Source organism: Lysinibacillus sp. RU7 (genome assembly GCF_057837305.1).
Genome location: NZ_JBYQFK010000001.1, coordinates 75519 through 100693 on the forward strand (window position 1 = coordinate 75519; position 25175 = coordinate 100693).

Genomic DNA, 25175 nt, shown 5'->3' on the forward strand with positions numbered 1-25175 from the left:
GAAGAGTACTAAAGAAAGTAAAGAGGTTAGATGTATGTATACTCCGATGATGCAACAATATTTATTAATAAAAGAAGATTACAAGGATGCCTTTCTATTTTTCCGATTAGGTGACTTTTATGAAATGTTTTTTGACGATGCTGTTCGTGCATCGCAAATTCTTGAAATTACGTTAACGAGTCGCGACGCGGGCGGCAAAGAGCGTATTCCGATGTGTGGCGTGCCGCATCATTCTGCCAAAAACTATATTGAAACACTTGTGTCAAAAGGGTATAAAGTGGCAGTGTGTGAGCAAACAGAAGACCCGAAGCAAGCAAAAGGCGTTGTAAAGCGCGAAGTTGTACAGCTTATTACGCCGGGTACGATTATGGACGGCAAATCAATCGATAGTAAAACAAACCACTTTTTAGCAGCTGCCGAGCAACTACCGAATAATGAAATCGCTTTTGTTTATTTAGATATTTCCACAGGTGAAGCAAACGCGCAAATCGTAGAAGGCGGTGCGAAAGAGTGTATTCAGCAACTGCAAAGCTTCAATATTCGGGAGGTCATCGTCACACAAGAAATGCAGCTTGAAATGGTAGAAATGGCGGAAGCAACAGGCATTGTTTTATCGCTTGAGCAAGGAGAAATGGATGGACAGAAAGCGAATAGTTACATTGAACATTTACCTCCAGCGTTAAAGCCTGCTGCATGTCGTTTACTACAATATATTGAACGAACACAAATGCGTTCCCTCTCGCATTTACAAGCATTTACCTTTACGGAAATGCAACAATATTTACGCATTGATACGAACTCTAAACGCAATTTAGAGCTGATCCAATCGATTCGAGGTGGCGATCAAAAGGGGACGCTCCTTTGGTTACTAGATGAAACTGTGACAGCAATGGGGGGGCGCAAATTAAAACAATGGCTACATCAACCACTTGCTTCGCGTAGTGCGATTGAAGCGCGTCTTGCCATTGTGACAGATTTACTAGAGGAATTTTTCGTGCGCGGCGAACTGCGTGAGCTACTAAAGCAAGTGTATGACTTAGAGCGTTTAGCCGGTCGTGTTGCGTTTGGCAATGTAGGGGGACGTGATTTAGCCCAGCTTCGTGAATCGCTTCGTCAAGTACCAGCGATTAAAGCGCAGCTGCTTGAAAGCGGGAAGGACACATTGGTACGTTTAGGGGAGTCACTTGATACATGTGAGGATATTGAAGCGCTACTTGCTCACAGTATTACAGATCACCCACCCATTACGATTAAAGAAGGCGATGTCATTCGTGATGGCTACAATGAAAAGTTGGATGAGCTTCGTTATGCCTCTCGTAACGGGAAAGATTGGATTATGCAGTTAGAGCAAAAAGAACGTCAATTAACGGGCATTAATAACTTGAAAATCGGCTACAATCGCGTATTTGGCTATTATATCGAAATTACAAAATCGCATATCGGGAAAGCAGATTTAACGCGCTATGAACGGAAACAAACACTGGCGAATGCAGAGCGCTACATTACAGAAGAATTAAAAGAAAAAGAAGCACTTATTTTAAACGCAGAGGAACAAAGCTTAGCACTTGAATATGATTTATTTGTAGCGCTACGTGAAGAGCTAAAAGTGTATATTCCGCGCGTACAAGCGTTAGCGGCGGCAATTAGTGAGCTGGATGTTTATATGAGTTTTGCTGTTGTGACGGAAAAATATCGCTTTACAAAACCAACATTCCATGAGGGACGTGCGCTGAAAATTATGGATGGACGTCACCCTGTTGTGGAAAAAATGCTTGGTAAGCAAATGTATGTACCAAATGATTGTGTATTAACCGAAGAGAAAAATATGATGCTCATTACAGGGCCAAATATGTCCGGGAAAAGTACGTATATGCGCCAAGTTGCCCTAATTGTCATTCTTGCGCAAATGGGATGCTACGTACCGGCGGTAGAAGCTAGTTTACCGATTACTGATCAAATTTTTACACGCATCGGTGCAGCAGATGATTTAGCAGCAGGACAATCGACATTTATGGTCGAAATGATGGAATCACAGCATGCGATTACACATGCGACTAAAAACAGCTTACTGCTATTCGATGAAATTGGCCGTGGTACGTCAACGTATGACGGGATGAGTTTAGCGCAGGCAATGATGGAGTATATTCATACGGAAATTGGGGCGAATACTTTATTTTCAACACACTATCATGAATTAACCGATTTAGAACAGCAGCTAGCTCGCTTAGTAAATGTGCATGTATCCGCAACGGAGCAAAATGGACGTGTCGTGTTTTTGCATAAAGTAAAAGCAGGAGCAGCAGATAAAAGCTATGGAGTGCATGTAGCAGAGCTTGCGGAAATGCCCGCTTCCATTATTGACCGTGCACGGATTTTACTCGCGCAATTTGAAGCACAAGACAAGCCCGTCACACAAGGAACGGCTATTGAAATGGTTGTACAACCTGAGCCAACAGAAGAGTTACAGTTGTCATTATTTGCACCAATGGAAGAGATGTCGCCACAGGAAAAAGAAGTATTAGAGGCGCTGTCAAAATGCAATGTCATGGGCACGACGCCAATGCAGGCAATGAATTTACTGTATGAACTGCAACAAAAACTAGTGAACGGAAAGTAAGGGGGTGAGCGCATGGGCCATATTCAAATAATGGATGAATTTTTATCCAATAAAATTGCAGCCGGTGAAGTAGTTGAGCGCCCCGCCTCTGTTGTGAAAGAATTGGTTGAAAATGCAATTGATGCAGGCAGTACCTCCATTGAAGTGTTTTTAGAAGAAGCAGGTCTGATGAGCATTCAAGTTGTCGATAATGGAAGTGGAATGGATGAAGACGATGCGCTCAAGTCATTTGCTCGCCATGCTACATCCAAAATCGAAAAAGAGCAAGATTTGTTTCGTATCCGTACACTGGGGTTCCGCGGGGAGGCATTAGCATCGATTGCGTCTGTCTCGAAAGTGACGTTAAAAACATCAGATGGTACAAATAGTGGCGTTGAAGTGTATTTAGAAGGGGGACATGTAAAAGAGCAAAAACCCACTGCGTTTCGAAAAGGAACAGATATGACAGTAGCGCAGCTTTTTTATAATACACCCGCACGTCTAAAGTATTTAAAAACGATTCAAACCGAACTAGGACACACGATCGATTTAATCAATCGTTTAGCACTCGGCTATCCAACGATTTCATTTAAGCTTGTGCATAACGGTCAAACCCTGCTGCATACAAATGGGCGCGGCAATGTGCAACAAGTGCTAGCAGCGATTTACGGGGTACACAATGCAAAAAAAATGCTCGCCTTTGAAGGAAGCTCAAATGACTATAAAGTGTATGGCTATGCAACACTACCTGAAGTAACACGTGCTTCTAAAAACTATCTGTCCATATTTGTAAACGGTCGCTGGGTCAAGCATTATCTTGTGCAAAAGGCGATTGTCGATGCGTACCATACGTATTTACCGATTGAGCGCTATCCGATTGCTGTCCTTTATATTGAAGGGGACCCACAGTTAACCGATGTCAACGTCCATCCGGCGAAGCATCAAGTCCGGTTAAGTAAAGAGCCTGAATTGCTCAGTCTCATTGAAGACACGGTGCGTGCGGCGATTCGTCAGACGATTCGTGTGCCACAAGTAGAGAAGAAGGAAAAGCCTACAAAGCTTCCGTCAGAGCAAATGAATTTATGGAAACAGCCATCACTGAACACACAAAAGATGGACCATATTGTGAGCCGGCTAAATGAACAACAGCCTGTAGTGCGGGAATCTACATTTGAATCACCGATTTCGGAGCAGCCATTAATAGTAGAAGAGCCTGTTGAAATAGTAGAAACTGTCTCAGGGGTAGAAAAAGAAGTCGTTGCACCAAACGTACTGACTGATCAAGAAGAACGCAAAGAGCCGTTCCCACAGCTTGAAGTCGTTGGACAAATTCATGGAACATACATCGTCGCGCAAATGGAGGATGGATTTTATTTAATCGACCAGCATGCGGCTCAGGAACGGATTAAATACGAATATTTCCGCGAAAAAGTGGGCGATGTGAATCCAAATGAACGACAAGCGTTACTGTTACCGTTAACCTTCCATTATGCAGCGGATGAGGCACTGATTTTAAAAGAGCATAGGGAAGCACTTGAACAAGTAGGTGTATTTTTAGAAGAGTTTGGGCACGGTTCATTCGTTGTGCGGGAATATCCGACGTGGTTCCCGAAAGGATTTGAGCAAGAGATTATCGAAGAGTTAATTGAGCAAGTGCTCACGACGAAAAAAGCGGATGTGAAAAAGCTACGTGAAGAAGCGGCGATTATGATGAGTTGTAAAAAGTCGATTAAAGCGAATTATTATTTAACGAAGGAGCAAATGGTTCGCTTACTGGATGATTTGCGCGCGGCACATAATCCATTTACATGTCCGCACGGTCGCCCTGTACTTGTGCATTTTTCGACGTATGAAGTAGAAAAAATGTTTAAACGTGTCATGTAATAGGAGGGGGGATTGGGTTGGAAAAGGTAGAACAATTTTTAAAGATGAGTGATGGACAAGAAGTATTTGTTGCTTGCTATGAGCCAACAAACTTCCTTCGCGGGCATATTCATATTTTGCATGGGATGGCGGAACATTGCGGGCGATACGATACGTATGCAAAGCAATTAGCCAATATGGGGTATTTTGTGTCGATGCACGACCATCGTGGGCACGGCCAAACGAGTGATCGAAACGGCAAGCTTGGTTTTTTTGCGGAGCATAAAGGGTTTGACCGGGTTGTGCGAGATGTCTTTGAAGTGACCCAATACATCCGTAAAAATCGTGAACTCCCACCGATGATTTTATTCGGCCACTCGATGGGGTCCTTTATTGCCCGTCGGTATGTGCAACTTTTTAGCACGACCATTAAAGCGCTGATTTTATGTGGGACAGGTGCAGGGACTCGGTTACATGAAATCGGGAATCGTTTAGCTACTATTCTTGCTCAGACAAAGGGGAAAGATATAGCGAGTGAGCTGATGAATGACTTGAGTTTCGGTAGCTTTAATAAATCGGTACTAAATCCAAATACGGTGTTTGATTGGCTTAGTCGTGATCCGCAAGAAGTACAAAAATATATCGATGATCCGAAATGTGGGTTTATTGGCACACATCAATTTTTTGCGGATGTCACATATGGGATTAGGCTAATTAGTAAAAAAGAAGAAATAGCCCGTATCAGACATGATTTACCGGTCCTGCTTATTAGCGGTAGTGAGGACCCGGTGGGTGATTATGGTGCCGGAGTGTTTAAAGTAGCAGAACAATTGACAGAAGCAGGACTCGAAAATGTGTGTGTCTATTTATTTGAAGGGATGCGCCATGAAATTTTAAACGAAACAAATAAAGAACAAGTATACGAAGTAATCAAACGGTGGTTAAAACATGAGCAAAGACTATGACGTAGTGGCTATTATTGGTCCTACTGCATCCGGTAAGACAGCATTAAGCATTCAATTGGCGAAATGGTTGGACGGAGAAGTGATTAATGGAGATTCGATGCAAGTATACCGAGGGCTTGATATCGGGACAGCTAAAATTACACAACAAGAAATGCAAGGTGTTCCGCATCATTTACTCGATATAAAAGAACCGACAGACAATTTTTCCGTCGCGGAGTATCAACAGCTTGTACGAGCGAAAATTGGCGAAATACAAGCACGTGGCAAGATGCCCATCATTGTCGGTGGCACGGGTTTATATGTGCAGTCTGTCTTGTATGATTTCCAGTTTACAAAAGAAGAAGTGAATGAGGAAGCAAGAAAAGCATACTATACCGAGCTTGAAAAAATAGGGCCAGAAGCGATGCATGCGCGTCTTGCTGCCCTTGATCCACAGACGGCACAAACAATTCATCCAAATAATACTCGCCGCGTCATTCGAGCGCTAGAAATGGTAGAGCTAAGCGATACATCAAAGGCAAATGAAGAACATCAGCGCGGGGATATCCCATTATATCATCATCTCATTTTGGGCTTGGATATGGACCGTGAGAAATTGTATGAACGTATTAATAGGCGTGTGGATGTCATGATGGAAAAGGGGCTACTAGCAGAAGCAAGGGCGCTATATGATGCGGGGATTCGTGATACACAAGCTGTCAAAGCCATTGGGTATAAAGAATTATTTGCTCATTTTGACGGGCTTTGTACGTTAGAGGAAGCCATTGAGCAAATTAAGCAAAATTCTAGACGCTATGCTAAACGTCAACTGACGTACTTCCGAAATAAAATGGATGTACAGTGGGTTTCAAATGATTTCGATGAAATTAAAAGTTTTTTCTAATTTATTCAATAAAATGGAAGGAATATTGATTTTAGTGGAGAATAGTCATATCTATAGAAATATAAAGTATCAGGAGGCGCTCTCGTGAAATCGATTAACTTACAAGACACATTTTTAAATCATTTAAGAAAAAACAATGTTTTTGTAACGGTATTCCTATTAAATGGTTTCCAGCTGAAAGGATTAGTGAAATCGTACGATAATTTTACGGTGTTACTAGAAGCAGAAGGAAAGCAACATTTAATTTATAAACATGCCATTTCAACATTTGTCCCTGGAAAACAGGTAACATTAAACGATGAATAATAGATGTGAACTACTAGCAACTGCTAGGCATTTCCCTTATAATAACAAGGAATGCTGATTGAGGGGAGCTATCGTCATGAAATCAATGACAACAGATGAACTATTAAATTTACTAGATGCAAATGAAGATTTACACATTATCGATGTACGTGAAGATTTTGAAGTAGAGCACGGGATGATTCCAGGTGCCATCAATATTCCGCTTGGCGAGGTTCCAGCACGCACAGCCGAATTAGATCAATCAAAAGCGTATATTGTTGTATGTAAAGGCGGCGTACGCAGTGCCAATGCGTGCGAATATTTAGCTGAGCAAGGCTTCGATGTGACAAACTTAGAAGGCGGCATGCTAGCATACGACGGAGAATTGGAATTTAAATAATCATGAGGGCGTAGCGGAGCATCCGTTGCGCTTTTTATGATTGAGGGATTCGCTGATAAATCCTGCCTACAAAACAAAAAGGATTTCCGTCGATAACGGAAACCCTAGTAATATAGCTTTTTACGAGGCAACTGCCACCTTCTTGAATAAGAAAGAAAACGGAAGAAAATAACCCCTACAAATAATCCGTACAAGAACCAATCGCTTGTGCCAACTTGTAAACCGATTAAGAGTCCCGCAATCGCTGCCCATAATGCATAAATTTCATCGCGTAACACAAGTGGTTTACGGCCTGCTAATAAGTCGCGAACAATCCCGCCACCGCAACCTGTCAAAATCGCTGCAACGATCACCGCACTGAGCGGAAGTCCAAGTTTTACTGCATGCATCGCCCCTTGGATGGCAAATGCGGCGAGACCAATGGCATCGGTAATATTTCCCCAGCGGTTCCAATGGTTAATTAAATGATGCGGCATAATAAAAAATAACGTAATTGCCACGAGCGTTATTTGAAATAACGTTTCTTGATTCCACAATGTTGAAACCGGTAAGCCAATGAGGACATTTCGGATCGCCCCCCCACCAAATGCCGTTACAATGCCTAAAATATATACACCAAATAAATCATACTCTTCTTCCATGGCAACAATGGCACCAGATAAAGCGAATGCGACTGTACCAATTATACTAAACACATCCCAAGCCACCAAATACACCCCCTAAACATCCTTTATGAGAATAGCAGTTTTTACATAGATGAGCAATATGAAATAGTTGACGCATTTTTGTGAATTGATAAGATGGTAAAGGATATTAAGAAAAGATAGGAGTAATTATTGTGGCATTTCAGACGGTTTTAACAAACGATACACTCGCATTAGCAGAAAAAGTAGAGGAGCTTGTTCGCCCGTATCATAAAAAATGTGATGATATGGCCTTTTACAATCAACAAAAAGTGTTAGCCGCATTTCGGAAGCATCAAGTAAGTGACTATCATCTACATCCGTCAAGTGGTTACGGTTATGATGACGAAGGGCGAGACAATTTAGAGCGTGTATATGCAGAAGTATTTGGTGCAGAGGCGGCGATTGTACGCCCGCAAATTATTTCAGGTACACATGCGATTACACTCAGCTTATTTGGGGTGTTACGCCCAGGAGATGAGCTTGTGTATATTACAGGAAAACCATATGATACATTGCAATCGATTGTAGATGGCGGGGAAAAAGATACGGGTTCCTTGAAGGATTTTGGCATTCAGTATTGCCATATGGATTTAATCGACAATACAGACATTGACTGGGCTGGCGTACAAGAGGCAGTAAATGAAAACACAAAAATGATTGCTATTCAGCGCTCAAAAGGGTATGCAACACGCCCATCCTTTACAATTGAACAAATTGCGGAGATGACAAAGCGCATTCGCGAAATCGCTCCGCAAGCTGTTATTTTTGTGGATAACTGTTACGGAGAATTCGTTGAGCAATATGAGCCGACAGAAGTAGGCGCAGATTTAATGGCGGGCTCACTCATTAAAAATCCTGGTGGGGGCTTAGCTAAAATCGGTGGTTATATTGCAGGCCGTGCAGATTTAGTGGAAAAATGTGCGTATCGTATGACGTCACCAGGGATTGGCGCAGAAGCAGGGGCAACGTTAAATACGTTAGCCGATTTCTATCAAGGATTTTTTATGGCACCACATACGGTGGCACAAGCGTTGAAAGGGGCGATTTTCACATCGGCTATGCTGGAGCAAGTAGGGATGACGACATCGCCGCATTATACAGATGTGCGTACAGATTTAATTCAATCGGTATCATTCCAAACGGCGGATCAGATGGTTGCGTTTTGTCGTGAGATACAGGCCGCATCACCAATTAATGCCCACTATGCGCCAGAACCAGCGTATATGCCTGGATATGAGGATGATGTCATTATGGCAGCGGGTACATTTGTGCAAGGCTCTAGTATTGAATTAACAGCGGATGGTCCAATTCGCCCTCCATTTACGGCATTCATCCAAGGCGGATTGACATATGAGCATGTGAAATATGCGATTTGTAGCGCTGTGCAAGCATTAAAATAATCCGTTCAATACATTTCACGTATTGTTCACAAATCCACCTTCGTCCCGTGCTATGCTAAAGGCGGAGGTGTTTTATTTTGAAAAAATGGATTGGACTAGTCATTGTTATCATATTAATTGGTGCAGTGGCATGGAATAACTTAAAAGGGTCTGCTGAGTTTGGTTTGACAGATGAAGGAACAGGTCTGGAAAAAGGGGATACACCGCCTCAATTTAAACTGGAGACATTAAACGGGGAGCCGTTAAGCTTAGAAGATGTCAAAGGGAAAAAAGTAATTTTGAATTTCTGGGCTACGTGGTGTGATCCTTGCCGCGAAGAGATGCCTGTATTTGAAGCGTACGATGCCGAACATGAAGATGTCATTGTGTTAGCTGTGAATATAACAAATAAAGACGTCAAGGTTGAAAAAATCGCCCAGTTTGTCGATGACTACGGTTTAACATTCCCGATTTTACTGGATGAAATCGGTGATGTGTCAAAAGCGTATGAAGTCATCACTATTCCAAGTACATATTTTTTAGATGAAGCTGGTATTATTCAAATGAAGATTAACGGTTCGATTGATGAAACGATGCTAGATTTGTATGTAGGGCAATTGTAAAGATGTTAGAAATTCGCTTTAACTGTCACGCTTGTATCCTTCTATAGAAGAACATTATCATTCAATGCATCTATTGTGGATGCATTTTTTTTATGGGTGAAATATATAGGAACAATGCAAATAATTTTCTATTTTATGCACCTTTTTAGGTGTGTTTTCTTATTAGTGTTAGTTTTTCTGACATACCGTTGACATCGTTCATCACAGGGAGTAATATAGCGGTAAGGGAGGTGGATGAAATGAGTAGTGAAATTCGTAGAACAATGCCGCTTTTACCGATTAGTATTGTGATGCAATTAACGGATTTAACAGCGCGTCAAATTCGCTATTACGAAGAGCATGATTTAATCCAGCCGCACCGTACTGAAGGAAATCGACGCATGTTTAGTTTAAATGATGTCGATACTTTACTTGAAATTAAAGATATGCTTGAGCAAGGCGTGAACATGGCGGGCATTAAAAAAGTGTTTGCTATGAAAAATGACCCTACTGTACAAGGGGCGGCAAAAGAAATTTCAGATGCCGAATTGCGAAAAATTTTACGAGAAGAGATGCGTCAAGCACAGCGCATGCAAAAAGCTTCTCTACGACAAGGGAATTTATCACGCTTTTATCAATAAAGTGTGTGAATTATACATGAGGGATATCCTCAAAGGCTAAACATTTTTAGGAGAGTGGAATTGTGGGTAAATACACAAAAGAAGACATTAAACGTCTTGTACAAGAACAAGAAGTAAAATTCATTCGTTTACAGTTTACAGACATTTTAGGGACAATCAAAAACGTTGAGATTCCAGTAAGCCAACTAGACAAAGCATTAGAGAATAAAATGATGTTCGATGGCTCTTCAATCGAAGGTTTTGTACGTATTGAAGAATCAGATATGTATTTATTCCCTGATTATGATACATTTATGATTTTCCCATGGACTGCTACAAAAGGCAAAGTAGCACGTCTTATTTGTGACATCGCACGTCCGGACGGCACACCATTTGCTGGGGATCCACGTTCAAACTTAAAACGTCTGTTAAAAGAAATGGAAGAATTAGGTTTTACAAACTTTAACTTAGGGCCTGAGCCAGAGTTCTTCTTATTCAAATTAGATGAAAAAGGTGAGCCAACTTTAGAAGTAAACGACCATGGCGGTTACTTCGACTTAGCACCGACTGACCTTGGTGAAAACTGTCGTCGTGATATCGTATTAGAGCTAGAAGAAATGGGCTTTGAAATCGAAGCATCTCACCATGAAGTAGCACCGGGACAACACGAAATCGACTTTAAGTATGCAGACGCTGTATCAGCATGTGACAATATCCAAACGTTCAAGCTTGTTGTAAAAACAATTGCGCGCAAGCACGGCTTACATGCAACGTTTATGCCAAAACCGTTATTCGGCGAAGCGGGTTCAGGAATGCACTTCAACGTATCTCTATTTAAAGGGAAAGAAAATGCGTTCTATGATGAAGCGACAGAGCTTGGTTTATCTGAAACAGCGACGCAATTTATGGCAGGTGTGCTTGCACACGTGAAAGGCTTTACAGCTGTTATTAACCCAACAATTAACTCTTATAAACGTTTAGTACCAGGTTATGAAGCACCATGTTACGTAGCATGGTCAGCGCAAAACCGTTCACCACTTATTCGTATTCCATCTTCTCGCGGTGTATCAACACGTGTAGAGGTACGCTCAGTGGATCCATCTGCTAACCCGTACTTAGCAATGGCTGTTATTTTAGAAGCGGGTCTTGAAGGAATCCGTCAAAAAATGACACCACCAGCAGCGATCAACCGTAACATTTATGTAATGAGCGAAGAAGAGCGTAAAGCAAACGGAATCGACAACTTACCAGTATCTTTAGATGAAGCATTAAAATTACTAGCTGAAGATGAAGTTGTAAAAAATGCTTTAGGCGAACACATTTACGAAAACTTCAAAGAAGCAAAAGAAATCGAATGTGAAATGTTCCGTACACAAGTACACCAATGGGAACGTGACATGTACATGAAAATGTACTAATAAGAAAAGCGTTGAGGCTCTAGGGCTTCAACGCTTTTTATTGTAGTTTAGACATAAAAAAGAAAAGCTACGGCGGTAACCGTAGCTATGATTTAGGCAACCCTTTGATTGCGTCTTTTCTATTATATCAGAAAAATATCTGGATGAGAATACAAAAATTAAAAATAACCGTTCATGAAAAGTTTTATCGTTCATATGATGGTATTTAAACTGCGATGAATGATTATAAAAGTGTAAATTTACACTTTTGAAGACATTTGGTATAATGTAATAAAATTCAAATGGATTGTAGGTGACAGGATGGATAGAGAGTTAGAACGGCGTGTGGAAATGTTGGAGGAGGAGGTCAGAAGTTTAAAGCAAGAGCTCTCTCAATTAAAACAGGCAACGAACGAAACATCGTATAGGCCTTCTGAATTAAAGAGTACCGTGTCCCAGTTAAAAAAGGCGATATTTGAGCAATCAATGATGCCAATAGAACGAAATGAATCTGCTCCTACGCTAGAAAAAGAACGGCCACCAGCAAAGCCGAAACGTTCTTTAGAGGAAACCATTACATGGGCACTCCCGAAAGTATTTATGGTTATCCTTGTGCTTGGGGTACTTTGGGGATTAAAATTAGTAAGTGAATACGGTTATTTATCGGACGGTGTAAAAATTCTTCTTGCGTATGCTTTGTCTATTGGATTAATCGTGTTACCTTATGTGCTAGAAAAAAAGCAAAAGAGTTCACCAGCGGTTATTATTTCGCTCTACGGTGGCGCATTTATGATTGGGATATTAACGACGGCAGCAGGCGCGATTTTGTATGAAATCATCGGTCTGTCTACAGCGCTTGTCATTGCTATTCTTTACATTGTTTATGGAATTGTTATTAGTTATTACAAGGCGAATGAAGTATTAACGATTTTTGTCATTTTTACGTCGCTCTTACTACCTTATTTACTAGAATATATGGACTTTAGCGAGCTACTCATTATTCAATTTGTTGTTATTTTATTTGCAGTCATTCAATTCGTTATTGTGAAGCATAGCCAGCAAATCGCGCTATATGTTACAACGACCTTTACCTTGTTATCGGCTTTAGGATTATGGGGACTAAGTGAACAGGTCGACATGTATTTTGCGGTGGGGATGCTTTTCATTGTCACGATATTTCTCTATAGCTGGTGGAGATTATATGATACAGAAAGTAAATGGAAGGCGACACATGAAGGGTTGTTATTTAGCTATAATGTATTTGTGTTACTCCTATTATGGGTCGTAATAAATGAGCATGTATTTGATACGGTAATTTTCCTCATTATGCTGACTATTTTTGCTGTGACGGCTGTTGTTGCGTATAAGGAGCAACGTCCACAAGTAGTCGATGTGGCAGCGACCGTAGCATTTCTTTCACTAACTTTTACGCTGTTTACGTTTAGTTTGTCTTATGAAATTGATATGCTTTTACATGGTTTAATCACATTTGTTGGGATGATGCTCGCGTTACGATTACGGGCAACGATCATGAAAGTGACGTACAGCTTTGCGTTTTTCATCGTGACGATGATGACAATGGCAATGAGTGACGTAGATCCATTTTTTACATTAAGTCATTTGTCGCTTGTTATGCTATTGCTCTATTTAATCGCCATCTATATGTATGTCAAACAGCCAAAGCACAATCTGACTCGTTTTGAAGTGTGGATGGAGAAGGCGCATGTTGTCGATATTTTGCCGGTCGTGATAACCGTGTATTTTATAAGTTATGTAATCAATCTAGATTATGCCTATATGTCGACAGTCGGAAACGTACCTTATGTCGCTTTTATAGCGCTTGCTTTGTTGCTTGTGGCATCCTTCTTTATGTCGGAAAAATGGATGGGTCGATTTTTTGTCATCGCGCTTGTATTCGGAAATTTGATGGCGGTCATGGTCGTATTGCTGACGGGCTATTATTATGAGGCGGTTTGGCAATTGAATTTCCTGACAAGAGGTGTGTATATAGCGGTACTACTGGCGGTGCTGGCCGACTTTTATAGTAGTGGTCGCATTTATAAGCGATGGGAAGGGGCTCTTGCTGAAAAAATCGAGCAGCTGATGAATGGGGGCATTGCATTATTTATTGTATTAATCATGAGTGTGTTTTCATTATTGTATAATAGTAGTTTAGTAGACTATGCCGTTGCGGTGACAGGAAATACGATGACGATTTTTGCGGTTGCCAGCATTACGCTCATGCTTGGTGCAAAAAGAAGCTGGCGAGATGTGAAAATCATGGGCTTTGTATTACTTGGTATTGGTATCTTTAAGCTGATCTTCTTTGATCTATCGGCACTCGATTTACTCGTTCGCTCTGCATTATTTATTGTGATTGGTGGCGTCGGGCTACTGCTATCGAATCGATTGTTACGAAAATAAATGTAACCGTGGCGATTTTTTTGCCACGGTTTTATTTTTGATTGGGAAATGGCAAGTAAAGGGGGAAATTAAGCAAGTAAACTTAAAAACCTCGGATAATTTTTTGGGGGGAGGGAATTTTAGTATAGTGTTTAAGCGTGAAAAAGGCGAATTGGCAAAATGCATATACAACTTAATTAAAAATATGTGACAACATAAGGGTGAAAAGTCCCGATTTGCACTTATTTTGAGATAAGTTGTATATCAAAATCGGTCATTTGCATAATCGCTGTTTTTTGGAGGGTGGATAAAAAAGAAGGCGCACATTTTTTCAGCGATAGGGCGGTGGGAAGGGGTTTGGAAACTGTGACATGGGGAAAACCTTCGCAACTTAGAATACAAATCACGCTGGTTTTTGAATGAAAATGGCTAAAAAATATCGATTTTTCCGTGTAGTAGACGCGCCTAATGATAAGTCGATTATCCTAGTTGTTTTGAAGGTTAACGGAAAAAGTGAGGCGATTTAAGGCGATTGTCCATCGTTTTTTACTCGTTTTCGGCGTAAATTCGATGCTTTTTCATCGTAATACATACGAAAAAATTATATGAATAGCATAAATTTACGTACGCTTAACAAAATACTAAAAGAGCGATGCTTGTAACATGTGAAAAAGTTCACTAGACTATAAGTATCGAATGGATGTGGAGGGGAAATGATGAGAAAAAGCATTGCGATCGATATGGACCAAGTGTTAGCGAATAGTTACAAGAAAATGGTCGTGGCGTATAATGAGACATTTGGCGAATCTTTAACGGAAGAAGAATTTTTACATGGCACAAGACAAAGTCTCGATTCATCGAAAGAAAAGCGATTTTTCGAACTATTAAATGAACCGTCTTTTTTCAGAGATTTTGAAGTGCTTGACCCTGATTCGATTGAAGTGGTACGACAATTAAATAATCAGTTTGATGTCTATATTGCAACAGCAGCAATGGATGTGCCCGGCTCATTTCATGCGAAATATGAATGGTTACGCGAACATTTTCCATTCCTAAACACGCAAAACTTTGTGTTTTGTGGTAATAAGGCAGTCATTCATACGGATTATTTAATCGATGATAATCCACGTCAGCTCGAAGCATTTCGTGGGCAAGGAATCCTTTACGCTATGCCATACAACGAGCATATAGAAGGCTATGTGCGCGTACGGAATTGGAAGGAAATCGGGGAGTACTTTTTGAACGTAGGCATCGAAAAATAAAGCAACACAAAATGGGGCGGTAGTCAGTAGAGTCTGACTGACCGGCCTATTTTTCCGTTTGTGGCTTAATTTACTGTATATTGAACTGAATCGGGTGATTGTAGTATGCAGAGTATTATGTACAGGCTGCCGTATGATTAAAAAAGTAATAAGCGTATACTGGATTGGCCCTAGCACGTCACCACATTATTTTCTAGGGTATTTTAGTTTATTTATTTCTTTTGTTAAGTAGTGAACCTGCTTTTCTAGTTCTTTAAAGCGTTCCACACTAACCCCGTTGTTGCTACCGCTGTCTTGTGATTGTGCTTCTTCTAACGCAAGAACGGCGGCCATTGTAGCCAATGCATCCCCCAAGGTAGTCACGAGACCAGCGATGACAGCTAGTTTAGCCGCGCTGTTTTCATTCCCTTGTAGAAGCTCGTTTAGTGAATCATTGTTTTTCCCACTATTATTTCTAGCCAAGCTCTAAATGCTCCTTTCGTGGATGATTAGTTCAGTATATGTTGGTTAGGGTGTGGAGGGTGGGCTGGGTGGGAGGAGTGATACCTGCTTGTGACATTGGAAGAGAGGTGATAGTTCTATAGTATTGCGTGAGTAGGAGTGGGATATTTGCTTTATTTATTAATAATAGGGGGATTAACGAATAGTGAGAAACAGGTATATCATTAAGTAATCAGGTTAATATAAATATTGATAAAATAAAAAAGCTAGCTATTCTTTGGAAATCAGCTAGCTCAAAAAATTTAATTATAGTCAACTTTCATTTTATCAAGAGTGTCAGCTATTTTAGGGACTAAATGAGATAATGATGTGGATGTGCCTCCTCCAGATGTAGGTGAACAATTTTTTTGGTACTCAACTGGATATTTTTTTTGAGAAATAATGTTTACCCCATTTTCTAAAGATGCCAGTTTGCCATAAATAGTACCGCCAACACAAATCTTTGTATTTGAAGCTATTTTTCCATTTATATTATTAATAGATAAATTACCTAGTACATGAAACTCAGAGTTATCAAATTTACTATCAATTCCACCTATAGAAACATCTTTATCGAAATAAAAATGAGAATTTTTTATATCAGCTTTACTATTGAAATGATTAAAGGTAACGTTATCGCCAAAAAACATTTTCATATTCGTGAAAGAATCGTTTATTATACCAAATTTTCCAGAGCCTTCAGAGTAAATTACTGAGTTGGAATGATTAGCTCCGCTATTGAAATTACCGAAGGAGAACCCATTTTTGGAGTATAGTTCCGCATTATGAATTTGGGCGTTCATATCTTGGAAGTAGCCCGTACCCTCAGTATAAATTACAGTATTTGCAATACTAGCTTTGCTATTTGTATTTTGGAAATGAATATCATTTTTCGAGTAAATAATCGCGTTCTTAATTCCACCGTTTGCAAGGTTACCTAAGTATGCTTTACCTTGAATAAAGATTTTAAAGTTACTTGCTTTTTCTAGATTACCAGAATTAAAATCACCATCCACATATAAATGTAAATTATTCACATCTTTTAAGTCGTTTATAAAATTTAAATTTCCTTTAACTATTGCCTCTTTTCCTGAAATATTAGATATAGATATATTTTCATTATAAATACATTTATCTCCTAAAGTATTAGAGGCTGTACATACCTTTGTCGTATTTGGGATTTCAACTGTAACACTAGGTTTAGTCACAAGCGAGCCAAGGCTAGAATTATCGGGTGTCCCAGGTATTAAACTCTTGTCAATAAGTTTTTCGATTTCAATTGTAACAAGCCCATTTAATTTTGCGTTGTCATTTAATGAATTACCGATGCTATCAAAAACTAATTGTATTTCAGAAGGATAGTTTATTGTAATAGGTGTTTGTTCTTCGATTGTGTAATAAAAAGCATTGTTATCAGAAACTGAGAATTTGTCTGTAGCAGAAATGCCTAATAAAAAATCATTACTAGAAGCCAGCCATCCGTTAGCTTGCATTTCATTTAAAATAGTATTTCCTTTAATTGGAATAGAACCGCCGAGAGAATTCTTATGTTCGATTGATGCTATGGCTTGTTTAATGCCATTTTCAAGTAAATTATTAATATGAGGAATTAATTCGTTTTTGTATCGTACTATCCCCATTTCAGCAATGTCCACAGCTTGCATATCTTGTTCAGTTTTATTTATCTGTTTTGCATTAGAAATTGTAAATTTGAATAGCATCATCCCTAACACTGAAAAAATTACAATTATTAACAAAACAGTAACTAATGCCATTCCATTAGAGTTTTTAATTATTTTCAAATTAGTCACCTACAATCTTGAGAGAGTTGTTTTTAATTTGTAATTCTCACTTTCGTTTTTAGGATTTGTAATTAATATTTCAATTTCAACAGTTTTATTGGAACTAGGATCAATTGTCAATGAATTTATTGGGTTTGTATTATTAAAAGCGTATAAGTAGTAATTGAAATTACTATTTTCAATTACTTCGGTGTTGGTAATAATTGGTGGGGCGCTTGGGCTTGTATTATAAGTAATTAGTGTTATTTTTTGCTTGTTACTATCCACAATAATTTCGTATTGTTCACCATTTTCGTGTATTTCACGAAGAACTGTAAAAATATAATTACATTGTTGTTGTAATTGCGATTTAGTAGATTCTTTATCGGAAAACTGTAGTCCATTGGTGAGGGTTGATATTATAGTTATAGATATGATAGAGAGAATTACTATAACAGCTAATATTTCAATGAGTGTGAACCCCCTATTGTTTATAATGTAATATTTGCTTCTAATAGTTAAACTCCCCCTTCGTGATAAGTGAAAGATTCGCTTAAAGGAGGTCCGCTTTTAACACCTTTCCAAACTTTCACTTGAACTTTTCGTAATTCGTGGTAGTAGTCACCTGTTTCTGGAGTGCTATTAATAGATATTTCAATGATATAATTCCCTTCATGTAATTCCTTCTTATAAATACCTGGACTAGTTAAGTCAGCTGTGAAGTCAGTTTTTATATTATTCCAAGATTTTAAATTATATGTACTATTAAAATTTACGATTTGTTCTCTAGTTATATTCATAGCTTTTATGTTTTCATCGTTTTTATTATTAAATAAAGCAGCATTGGTAAAAAAGTTGAAAAAGGTAATTAATACAATCCCTAAAATCACTATTGCCGCTACTATCTCAATTAATGTTAACCCTTTATTATTTTTCAAGTATTGCATAATATAATCACCTCATATTATTAAGAAGTTAATTGAAAAATGTAAATGTATACTTTTATTTAGAATCATTTCCTCCCTCAATCTGCTTGCTTACAAATCTATTGATTATTGTTAAAATATGAAAAATAATATCCGACCATTATCTTCCTTTTTTGCATCTTATAAATATCTAGACTGTTATAGAAGTATGGTTGTTTATATCGAGTGTTAAAGGTTTATATTATTTAATCAATGTTAGGTTATTTACAAAAATTAAAGACAGCCCCTGCTTATTTTATAACAACCTGTTCATCTATATTAAGAACCTCCTATTCTAATGTATATATAAAGAATATCTATTTTAAATAATAAAATCCATAGTTTTGAAAATTTACTAATTTTATTTTATTTTTTAATCTAAGTTTAAACTTTATCTATTACTATAGGTATGCGAGTAAGGTAATGAAAAAGAATTTTAAGAATTTAATAGACTTTATGGCATGTAAGCGGATGTTGAAGTGTACATTTTGTTAGGTATATGGTTTTGAATTTGTAATTATGAGTCACTTATTCTATTGGTGTAGAAAGAAAAGCCTTAAAAAATAGTTTAATGTGGTTACAGCATTTTCCTTTAAGTGTTATTTTATTGGTATTAAATGTTATGTTTGTAACCCATTATTTGCTGGATAATGGGTTGTTTAGTTACAAAAAATAGTCTTCATAGTTTGCGATATACCTTGTTTTTTTCTACTATTATCCCTATTATAGACAATAAGTAATGTGAAATCATCAATTTCTGTAAAAGTCAAACTATTTAATGATATATAAGAGGGGTGAAATGATGAAAGTGAAATTTAAAATTATGATTCTAGGTATATTAACAACTATATTACTAGCCACATGGTTGCCGAATTTCATCGTTGGACAACCCGCGCTTGCTAAGGGGGATGAAACGCAATCTACCATCGCTGGCATAGAAGTAGGCGATTTAAAGGATGACGAATTAAAGGAAGTTTTGTCTGAAGCGATCAATCAATGGACGAATGAGGCAGGGATTGTATCTGGCGGGGGGAGTTCACTGTCATTAAACCGTGCAACGATTGCGTTTGATATAGATAGTACGATTGCTACATATAAATCATTAATAAAAAAGGATTGGTATGCCTTTTGGCAAAATGATCGCATCGTCCATTTACCAATTACTACATTGGATAGCCAAGTGTTAAAAGATGAGATTGCGAAAGTGGCTACGTGGGAAACAGACGAGACGTATGCTCGTGTCATGACGGCAGCAGGTTATTTAAAAACAGAGCCGGTTGAAGCAGTAGTCGCAGGTTTAACAGATGTGGAAACTGATCGCCTAGCCCTAGCCATTGAGGAAATTCCCGTAACGGCATTGGGTGTGTACGATATTGCGAATGTTATAAACGAAACGATTGTCAATACGGGAGAAACATTTTCTTTCATTGAAGCGCTAGGGGCAACTATAGAGGAAGCGAATAGCGAAGCGTTAAACTTTGTCGCGTCCATGCTTTATCATAATGCCCTTCATATGGATACGGATATTTTAGAACGTCATTCTCAAAAGCAAGTGCCGAATTATTTAGAACCAGGTGTAGAAGTAGCGATTGATATAAAGGCACCAAAAGATTTGAAATTTGTGAACCGTACAGCGAACCCGATGAAACTGAAAATGACAGTTGAAAATCAACAATTAAAAGCGGAAGTGTATACGACCCATAAAGAAGTAGATGTCACGATGAAAGTAGTGCGTGATGAAGCGATTTCACCTCGTACGATTACGCGTTATACGGATCAACTTGCTATAGGGCAAACACAGGAAGTGCAAAAAGGTGTACAAGGCTTACGTGTGTCGGTGTACCGAACGATTCACGGAGCGGAAGAACTAATCAGCCGTGATTATTATGCACCAATTAACCGCATTTTACTTAAATCATCACGTGAGCCATCTACTCAGAAAGACCCTGATTTACAAATAGATTTAGATGGGGACGGATTAGCGGATGTAGATAGTACAAATAAGACCGAGGATCAAGTGAAAGTTGATGAAAATGGTAACCGTGTCTTACCACCAGGCAGTCATTATGATAAGGGTGGTAACTTAATTACACCGTAAGAGAGGAGAAGCCTACATGAGAGCTACAACACGTAAGCGACTAGGTGACTTCTTTATTAAGGAAAATATACTAACGGAACAGCAGCTGATTGAAGTACTAGAGTTTCAATTAGGCATTCCGCATGTTTCGTTAAATCAGTTTACGATTGACCCTGAACTACTTCAATTAGTGCCTGTTGAGCTAGCAAAGCGGGCGAACTTAATTCCGCTACGCCGTGAGAAAAATAAATTGTTTATTGCGATGGCTGACCCGATGGATTACTTCGCTATTGAAGAAGTGCGTATGGCGACAGGCTGTCAAATTGAGACGAGTATTGCGGCGAAAGATGATTTATATCGGACGATTACAAAATACTACGATTTGCAGGAATCGATGGAAGCAGCATTGTCTGATATTCAAGCGGGCACGCAAGAAACACAGCAGGAGATTGTCGATGAAGATTCACCGATGGTACGTCTGGTGAATCAAATTATTGCAAACGGTGTTGCTCAGCGTGCATCGGATATCCATTTTGATCCACAGGAAACAGGATTTAAAGTCCGTTATCGTGTGGACGGGGTATTACGTACGGAGCGCTCACTACCGAAGCATATGCAAAATATTATGACAGCTCGTGTAAAAATTATGGGGAACTTAAATATTACCGAAAATCGTACCCCGCAAGATGGACGTATTAAAATTACGGTAAATTTCAAACCAGTCGATATTCGTTTATCGACATTACCGACTGTCTACGGTGAAAAAATTGTAATGCGTATTTTAGATTTAAGTAATGCGCCCAATGATATTAGTCAAATTGGCTTTTCACCAAAAAATGAAGAGCTGTTTGGGAAAATGATTGCTCGGCCAAATGGCATTGTATTAATTACAGGGCCTACTGGTTCAGGGAAGTCATCTACGTTATATGCGGCACTTTCTGAGTTAAATAAAGAAGATGTTAACATTATCACAGTTGAAGATCCGGTAGAGTATCAAATGATGGGCGTGAACCAAATTCAAGTGAAAGAAGAAGTTGGGTTAACGTTTGCAACAGGGCTTCGTTCTATTTTACGTCAAGATCCAGACATCGTGATGATTGGGGAAATTCGTGACTTAGAAACAGCGCAAATTGCGATTCGTGCCTCTTTAACAGGTCACTTAGTACTAAGTACATTGCATACAAATAGTGCGGTTGAATCGATTTCTCGCTTAAAGGACATGGGGATTGAGCCGTTTTTAATCTCGTCTTCATTAGTCGGTTCCATGGCACAGCGTCTCGTACGTCGTATATGCCGCGATTGTGCAACCGTCGTCCCTGCAACGGAACGAGAAAAAGAAATCTTTGCAGAAAACGGCATGAAGGTGGAGAACGTTACGCGTGGCCGCGGTTGTGGGGCATGCGGTCAGACAGGTTATCGTGGCCGTGTCGCTATTCACGAGATTTTACCGATTGACCGTGACTTAAAAGATTTAATCATTTCTCAAGTAAGTGGTACCGTGCTTCGTGATTATATGAAGCAAAAAGGCTATGACACATTATTACAAGACGGGTTACTGAAAGTGCTAAGCGGCATTACAACGACCGAAGAAGTATTACGTGTAGCTATGACAGAATAGGGAGTGAAACAAATGAACTTAAATATTAAAGAGTTATTACTCCATGCGTATAACCAAAAGGCGTCGGATTTACATTTAACGGTTGGCGTGCCACCTGTGTATCGTGTGAACGGCAAGCTGTCTCATTACGGAGATGAGGTAGTGACACCTGAAGTCGTCCATGAAATGGTTCGTGAAATTTTACCTGATTTTAAAGTAGCGGAATTTGATGAAAAAGGTGAAACAGATTTCAACTACACACTCGAAGGCTATTGTCGTTTTCGTGTGAATGCTTATCATCAACGAAATGCCGGTGCGATTGCAGCGCGTTTAATTTCAAGTGAAATTCCAACGATTGAAAAGCTTAACATGCCGCAAGTGTTGTATGAATTAGCCGATAAACCACAAGGCCTTATTTTAGTAACAGGGCCAACTGGTTCAGGGAAATCGACTACACTAGCAGCGATGATTGATTATATTAATGAAAATAAAGCAAAGCACATTATTACACTGGAAGACCCGATCGAGTATGTACACCATCATAAACAATCGATTATTAATCAACGTGAAATCGGTATCGATACAGGCAGCTTCGCGAATGGGTTGCGTGCCTCATTACGTCAAGACCCGGATATTATTCTTGTCGGTGAGATGCGCGATTTAGAAACGATTTCAACAGCCATTACGGCTGCTGAAACGGGTCACTTAGTGTTCGGTACATTACATACATCCAGTGCGCCGACAACAATTGATCGTATTATTGACGTCTTCCCACCACATCAGCAAGGGCAAATTCGTATTCAGCTTGCGAACGTATTGCAAGGGATTATTTCGCAGCGTTTATTCGTGCGAAAGGGTGGACAAGGACGTGTAGCGGCAACCGAAATTTTAGTCGGTGTGCCAGCTGTCACGAACTTAATTCGTAATGAAAAGGTCCATCAAATTCCGAGTGTCATGCAGACAAGCCGGGCACTTGGCATGCACACATTGGAGTCATCGATTCAGTCACTCGTATCGAACGGCACCGTCTCTTTACAAGAAGTGCGCCCATATATGAATGTTGGTGAATATTAATGACCGTTTTCAAATACACAGGTCGTAGCAAAACGGGGGAAATAAAAAAAGGCACGATTAATGCTACGAACAAAAATAGCGCGTTAACAAGATTACGAGAACAAGGGATTAACCCACGCCAGTTAGAGGAGTCAACAAGTATTTTACATAAGGACATTCCTTTAGGTGGCAAGGTGAAAACCGAGGATTTCGTCTTGTATTGTCGCCAATTTGCCACATTAGTACGAGCAGGTGTGTCAATTGTGGAATCGACTAATATTTTAGCGCGTCAATCCACGAGTAAAGCGTTAAAAAAAGCGCTTGAAATCGTGGAGGACGATATTCGAACAGGTATCCCTTTATCGCAAGCAGTCGCAAAACACCCAAAAGTCTTTCCGGAACTGTTCATCAACTTAATGAGATCCGGGGAAGCAACAGGGAATATCGACGATACATTAGAACGCTTAGCCGATACATTTGAAAAGCAATTTAAATTAAAGAAAAAAGTGCAATCCACGATGGCGTACCCAGCCATTTTGTTAACACTGACGATTGGCGTTGTCATTTTTTTGATGGTCGTCATCGTCCCACAGTTCGTCAAATCGTTTGAAGAGATGGGAGCGGAATTACCAACGATTACGGTCATCACGGTAGCGATTAGTAATTGGCTCACGCAATTTTGGTGGGTGGTAATAGCCCTTCTTATCGGTGTCGTTGTGTTATTTAATTTTTTATACAAGAAAAATGAGCAGTTTAAATACATGGTGAGCTATATATTGCTTCGAATACCGGGCTTTGGTCCTATATTACAGAAAACAGCACTTGCTCGTTTGCTACGAACATTGTCTTCACTATTTAGCAGTGCCGTCCCAATTTTACAAGCATTAACGATTTCAGAACGGGTAAGTGGCAACCCGGTAATTAGTGAGGTCATGATTGAGGCGCGGAAAAGCTTAGAACAAGGGAGCACATTATCCGAACCTCTTGAGCAAAGCTGGCTATTCCCCCCGATGGTAACGAGTATGGTGAAAATCGGTGAATCGACAGGCTCGCTCGATTATATGCTAGAAAAGGTTTCAGACTTTTACGAAGATGAAGTAGACCGTGCAGTCGATACATTAAAATCGTTAATTGAACCGCTAATGATTTTATTTTTAGCGCTAACAGTCGGCGTCATTGTGGCAGCGATTTTATTACCAATGTTTAGTTTGTATGAACAAATGTAGAATTTTGTGTAAAAATATGTAAATTTAAGCTACTATAAGTATAATAGTAAGTGAAGGTAGGGCGTTTTGTAAGGAGGCATTAAAGGAAGTGACGCCCGTACAAAAAATATAAAAATTTTTAAGAGGAGGTTTTAACATGTTTCAACAACTAAAAAAACGTATTAAAAATGAAAAAGGTTTAACATTAGTCGAGCTTTTAGCAGTAATTGTTATTTTAGCGATTGTGGCAGCGATTGCGATTCCAGCGATTGGGAATATTATTAATAATCAACGGGATAAAGCTATTTTAGCTGATATTTCAAATATGGTTTCATCAGCTAAGATTGCCTTTGCAGACGGTTCTTGTGGTTCAGATAATATTTGTCAATATGGTGGAACTACTAATGAATTAGATTTTTCATCAACTAAAGTTACTTCAGGTACAGTTAGCTTTGCAACCAATACTGCAGATCCAACTATTACAGTTGTTTTTGCTGCTGGTACATCGTTCAAAGGTAAGAATGCTACTAAGTTTAATACTTTAACAGGAACTGGATTTACAGAAAGTAATTTAAATTTGAATATGGCTAACTAGTAGTCTTTCAAAGAACACCCAATACCATATTGGGTGTTCCATTGAGTGACTAACGAGTTCACTATATAGAGAGAGTAATTG

The 25175-nt window shown here is 39.3% G+C and carries 22 protein-coding genes; 17 read left to right on the forward strand and 5 right to left on the reverse strand.

Annotated features, from left to right (window positions below; translation table 11 throughout):
• Positions 1 to 34 precede the first annotated feature (34 nt).
• The 6 genes from mutS (at position 35) to AC3II9_RS00355 (ending at position 6992) form a co-directional block, all read left to right on the forward strand.
• Positions 35 to 2617 (forward strand): DNA mismatch repair protein MutS, encoded by a 2583-nt coding sequence (gene mutS / locus AC3II9_RS00330; RefSeq protein WP_489152502.1) that lies wholly within the window; start codon positions 35 to 37, stop codon positions 2615 to 2617.
• Between the two features lie 12 nt (positions 2618 to 2629).
• Entirely contained in the window at positions 2630 to 4480 is a 1851-nt protein-coding gene (gene mutL, locus AC3II9_RS00335) for a DNA mismatch repair endonuclease MutL (RefSeq protein ID WP_489152504.1), read from the forward strand.
• Between the two features lie 17 nt (positions 4481 to 4497).
• Positions 4498 to 5424: an alpha/beta fold hydrolase gene (locus AC3II9_RS00340; protein ID WP_489152505.1), complete on the forward strand. Its 927-nt coding sequence runs from the start codon at positions 4498 to 4500 to the stop codon at positions 5422 to 5424.
• Positions 5408 to 6307, forward strand: coding sequence for a tRNA (adenosine(37)-N6)-dimethylallyltransferase MiaA (gene miaA, locus AC3II9_RS00345; protein WP_489152507.1), 900 nt, complete (start codon positions 5408 to 5410; stop codon positions 6305 to 6307). Before AC3II9_RS00340 ends, miaA begins: the two co-directional genes overlap by 17 nt.
• 84 nt (positions 6308 to 6391) lie before the next feature.
• The gene (hfq, locus tag AC3II9_RS00350) at positions 6392 to 6613 is read left to right on the forward strand and encodes an RNA chaperone Hfq (protein WP_489152509.1); all 222 of its coding nucleotides are present in this window, start codon (positions 6392 to 6394) and stop codon (positions 6611 to 6613) included.
• 76 nt (positions 6614 to 6689) lie between these two features.
• Positions 6690 to 6992: a rhodanese-like domain-containing protein gene (locus AC3II9_RS00355; protein WP_391366715.1), complete on the forward strand. Its 303-nt coding sequence runs from the start codon at positions 6690 to 6692 to the stop codon at positions 6990 to 6992.
• A gap of 104 nt (positions 6993 to 7096) precedes the next feature.
• On the opposite strand, the gene AC3II9_RS00360 is transcribed toward AC3II9_RS00355, so the two are convergent.
• On the reverse strand, positions 7097 to 7699 hold the full coding sequence (locus AC3II9_RS00360) for a trimeric intracellular cation channel family protein (RefSeq protein ID WP_489152511.1): 603 nt from the start codon (positions 7697 to 7699) through the stop codon (positions 7097 to 7099).
• A 131-nt stretch (positions 7700 to 7830) separates the two neighbouring features.
• Between AC3II9_RS00360 and AC3II9_RS00365 the strand changes: the two genes are divergently transcribed.
• The 6 genes from AC3II9_RS00365 (at position 7831) to AC3II9_RS00390 (ending at position 15341) form a co-directional block, all read left to right on the forward strand.
• On the forward strand, positions 7831 to 9078 hold the full coding sequence (locus AC3II9_RS00365) for a methionine gamma-lyase family protein (protein WP_489152512.1): 1248 nt from the start codon (positions 7831 to 7833) through the stop codon (positions 9076 to 9078).
• A gap of 77 nt (positions 9079 to 9155) precedes the next feature.
• Complete coding sequence (locus AC3II9_RS00370; protein WP_489152514.1) at positions 9156 to 9680, forward strand: TlpA family protein disulfide reductase; 525 nt, start codon at positions 9156 to 9158, stop codon at positions 9678 to 9680.
• Between the two features lie 239 nt (positions 9681 to 9919).
• Positions 9920 to 10300 carry a MerR family transcriptional regulator gene (locus AC3II9_RS00375; protein ID WP_489152516.1) on the forward strand — a complete coding sequence of 127 codons (381 nt, stop codon included), beginning with the start codon at positions 9920 to 9922 and terminating at the stop codon, positions 10298 to 10300.
• Between the two features lie 62 nt (positions 10301 to 10362).
• Positions 10363 to 11697, forward strand: coding sequence for a type I glutamate--ammonia ligase (glnA, locus tag AC3II9_RS00380; protein ID WP_489152517.1), 1335 nt, complete (start codon positions 10363 to 10365; stop codon positions 11695 to 11697).
• A gap of 300 nt (positions 11698 to 11997) precedes the next feature.
• Complete coding sequence (locus AC3II9_RS00385) at positions 11998 to 14100, forward strand: DUF2339 domain-containing protein (protein WP_489152519.1); 2103 nt, start codon at positions 11998 to 12000, stop codon at positions 14098 to 14100.
• Between the two features lie 695 nt (positions 14101 to 14795).
• The gene (locus AC3II9_RS00390) at positions 14796 to 15341 is read left to right on the forward strand and encodes a 5' nucleotidase, NT5C type (protein WP_489152521.1); all 546 of its coding nucleotides are present in this window, start codon (positions 14796 to 14798) and stop codon (positions 15339 to 15341) included.
• Positions 15342 to 15527: 186 nt separating this feature from the next.
• On the opposite strand, the gene AC3II9_RS00395 is transcribed toward AC3II9_RS00390, so the two are convergent.
• The 4 genes from AC3II9_RS00395 to AC3II9_RS00410 form a co-directional block, all read right to left on the reverse strand.
• On the reverse strand, positions 15528 to 15803 hold the full coding sequence (locus AC3II9_RS00395; protein ID WP_489152523.1) for a hypothetical protein: 276 nt from the start codon (positions 15801 to 15803) through the stop codon (positions 15528 to 15530).
• Between the two features lie 281 nt (positions 15804 to 16084).
• Complete coding sequence (locus AC3II9_RS00400) at positions 16085 to 17623, reverse strand: hypothetical protein (protein WP_489152524.1); 1539 nt, start codon at positions 17621 to 17623, stop codon at positions 16085 to 16087.
• Between the two features lie 9 nt (positions 17624 to 17632).
• Complete coding sequence (locus AC3II9_RS00405; protein ID WP_489152761.1) at positions 17633 to 18151, reverse strand: prepilin-type N-terminal cleavage/methylation domain-containing protein; 519 nt, start codon at positions 18149 to 18151, stop codon at positions 17633 to 17635.
• Positions 18121 to 18549 (reverse strand): type IV pilus modification PilV family protein, encoded by a 429-nt coding sequence (locus AC3II9_RS00410; RefSeq protein ID WP_489152525.1) that lies wholly within the window; start codon positions 18547 to 18549, stop codon positions 18121 to 18123. The genes AC3II9_RS00405 and AC3II9_RS00410 overlap by 31 nt, the downstream gene beginning before the upstream one ends.
• A gap of 817 nt (positions 18550 to 19366) precedes the next feature.
• Here AC3II9_RS00410 and AC3II9_RS00415 point away from each other — a divergent pair.
• The 5 genes from AC3II9_RS00415 (at position 19367) to AC3II9_RS00435 (ending at position 25094) form a co-directional block, all read left to right on the forward strand.
• Positions 19367 to 20665, forward strand: coding sequence for a VanW family protein (locus AC3II9_RS00415; RefSeq protein WP_489152527.1), 1299 nt, complete (start codon positions 19367 to 19369; stop codon positions 20663 to 20665).
• Positions 20666 to 20681: 16 nt separating this feature from the next.
• Complete coding sequence (locus AC3II9_RS00420) at positions 20682 to 22262, forward strand: GspE/PulE family protein (protein ID WP_489152528.1); 1581 nt, start codon at positions 20682 to 20684, stop codon at positions 22260 to 22262.
• Positions 22263 to 22274: 12 nt separating this feature from the next.
• On the forward strand, positions 22275 to 23315 hold the full coding sequence (locus tag AC3II9_RS00425; RefSeq protein WP_489152529.1) for a type IV pilus twitching motility protein PilT: 1041 nt from the start codon (positions 22275 to 22277) through the stop codon (positions 23313 to 23315).
• Positions 23315 to 24520, forward strand: coding sequence for a type II secretion system F family protein (locus tag AC3II9_RS00430; protein ID WP_489152530.1), 1206 nt, complete (start codon positions 23315 to 23317; stop codon positions 24518 to 24520). The genes AC3II9_RS00425 and AC3II9_RS00430 overlap by 1 nt, the downstream gene beginning before the upstream one ends.
• Before the next feature lie 136 nt (positions 24521 to 24656).
• Complete coding sequence (locus AC3II9_RS00435; RefSeq protein WP_489152531.1) at positions 24657 to 25094, forward strand: prepilin-type N-terminal cleavage/methylation domain-containing protein; 438 nt, start codon at positions 24657 to 24659, stop codon at positions 25092 to 25094.
• The last annotated feature ends 81 nt before the right edge of the window (positions 25095 to 25175 follow it).

Excerpts from the sequence above, each read along its gene's own strand:
- mutS (WP_489152502.1), top strand. The coding sequence starts at position 35 with ATGTATACTCCGATGATGCAACAATATTTATTAATAAAAGAAGATTAC.
- mutL (WP_489152504.1), top strand. The coding sequence starts at position 2,630 with ATGGGCCATATTCAAATAATGGATGAATTTTTATCCAATAAAATTGCA.
- miaA (WP_489152507.1), top strand. The coding sequence starts at position 5,408 with ATGAGCAAAGACTATGACGTAGTGGCTATTATTGGTCCTACTGCATCC.
- AC3II9_RS00355 (WP_391366715.1), top strand. The coding sequence starts at position 6,690 with ATGAAATCAATGACAACAGATGAACTATTAAATTTACTAGATGCAAAT.
- AC3II9_RS00375 (WP_489152516.1), top strand. The coding sequence starts at position 9,920 with ATGAGTAGTGAAATTCGTAGAACAATGCCGCTTTTACCGATTAGTATT.
- AC3II9_RS00385 (WP_489152519.1), top strand. The coding sequence starts at position 11,998 with ATGGATAGAGAGTTAGAACGGCGTGTGGAAATGTTGGAGGAGGAGGTC.
- AC3II9_RS00390 (WP_489152521.1), top strand. The coding sequence starts at position 14,796 with ATGAGAAAAAGCATTGCGATCGATATGGACCAAGTGTTAGCGAATAGT.
- AC3II9_RS00410 (WP_489152525.1), bottom strand. The coding sequence starts at position 18,549 with ATGCAATACTTGAAAAATAATAAAGGGTTAACATTAATTGAGATAGTA.
- AC3II9_RS00415 (WP_489152527.1), top strand. The coding sequence starts at position 19,367 with ATGATGAAAGTGAAATTTAAAATTATGATTCTAGGTATATTAACAACT.
- AC3II9_RS00420 (WP_489152528.1), top strand. The coding sequence starts at position 20,682 with ATGAGAGCTACAACACGTAAGCGACTAGGTGACTTCTTTATTAAGGAA.
- AC3II9_RS00425 (WP_489152529.1), top strand. The coding sequence starts at position 22,275 with ATGAACTTAAATATTAAAGAGTTATTACTCCATGCGTATAACCAAAAG.
- AC3II9_RS00430 (WP_489152530.1), top strand. The coding sequence starts at position 23,315 with ATGACCGTTTTCAAATACACAGGTCGTAGCAAAACGGGGGAAATAAAA.
- AC3II9_RS00435 (WP_489152531.1), top strand. The coding sequence starts at position 24,657 with ATGTTTCAACAACTAAAAAAACGTATTAAAAATGAAAAAGGTTTAACA.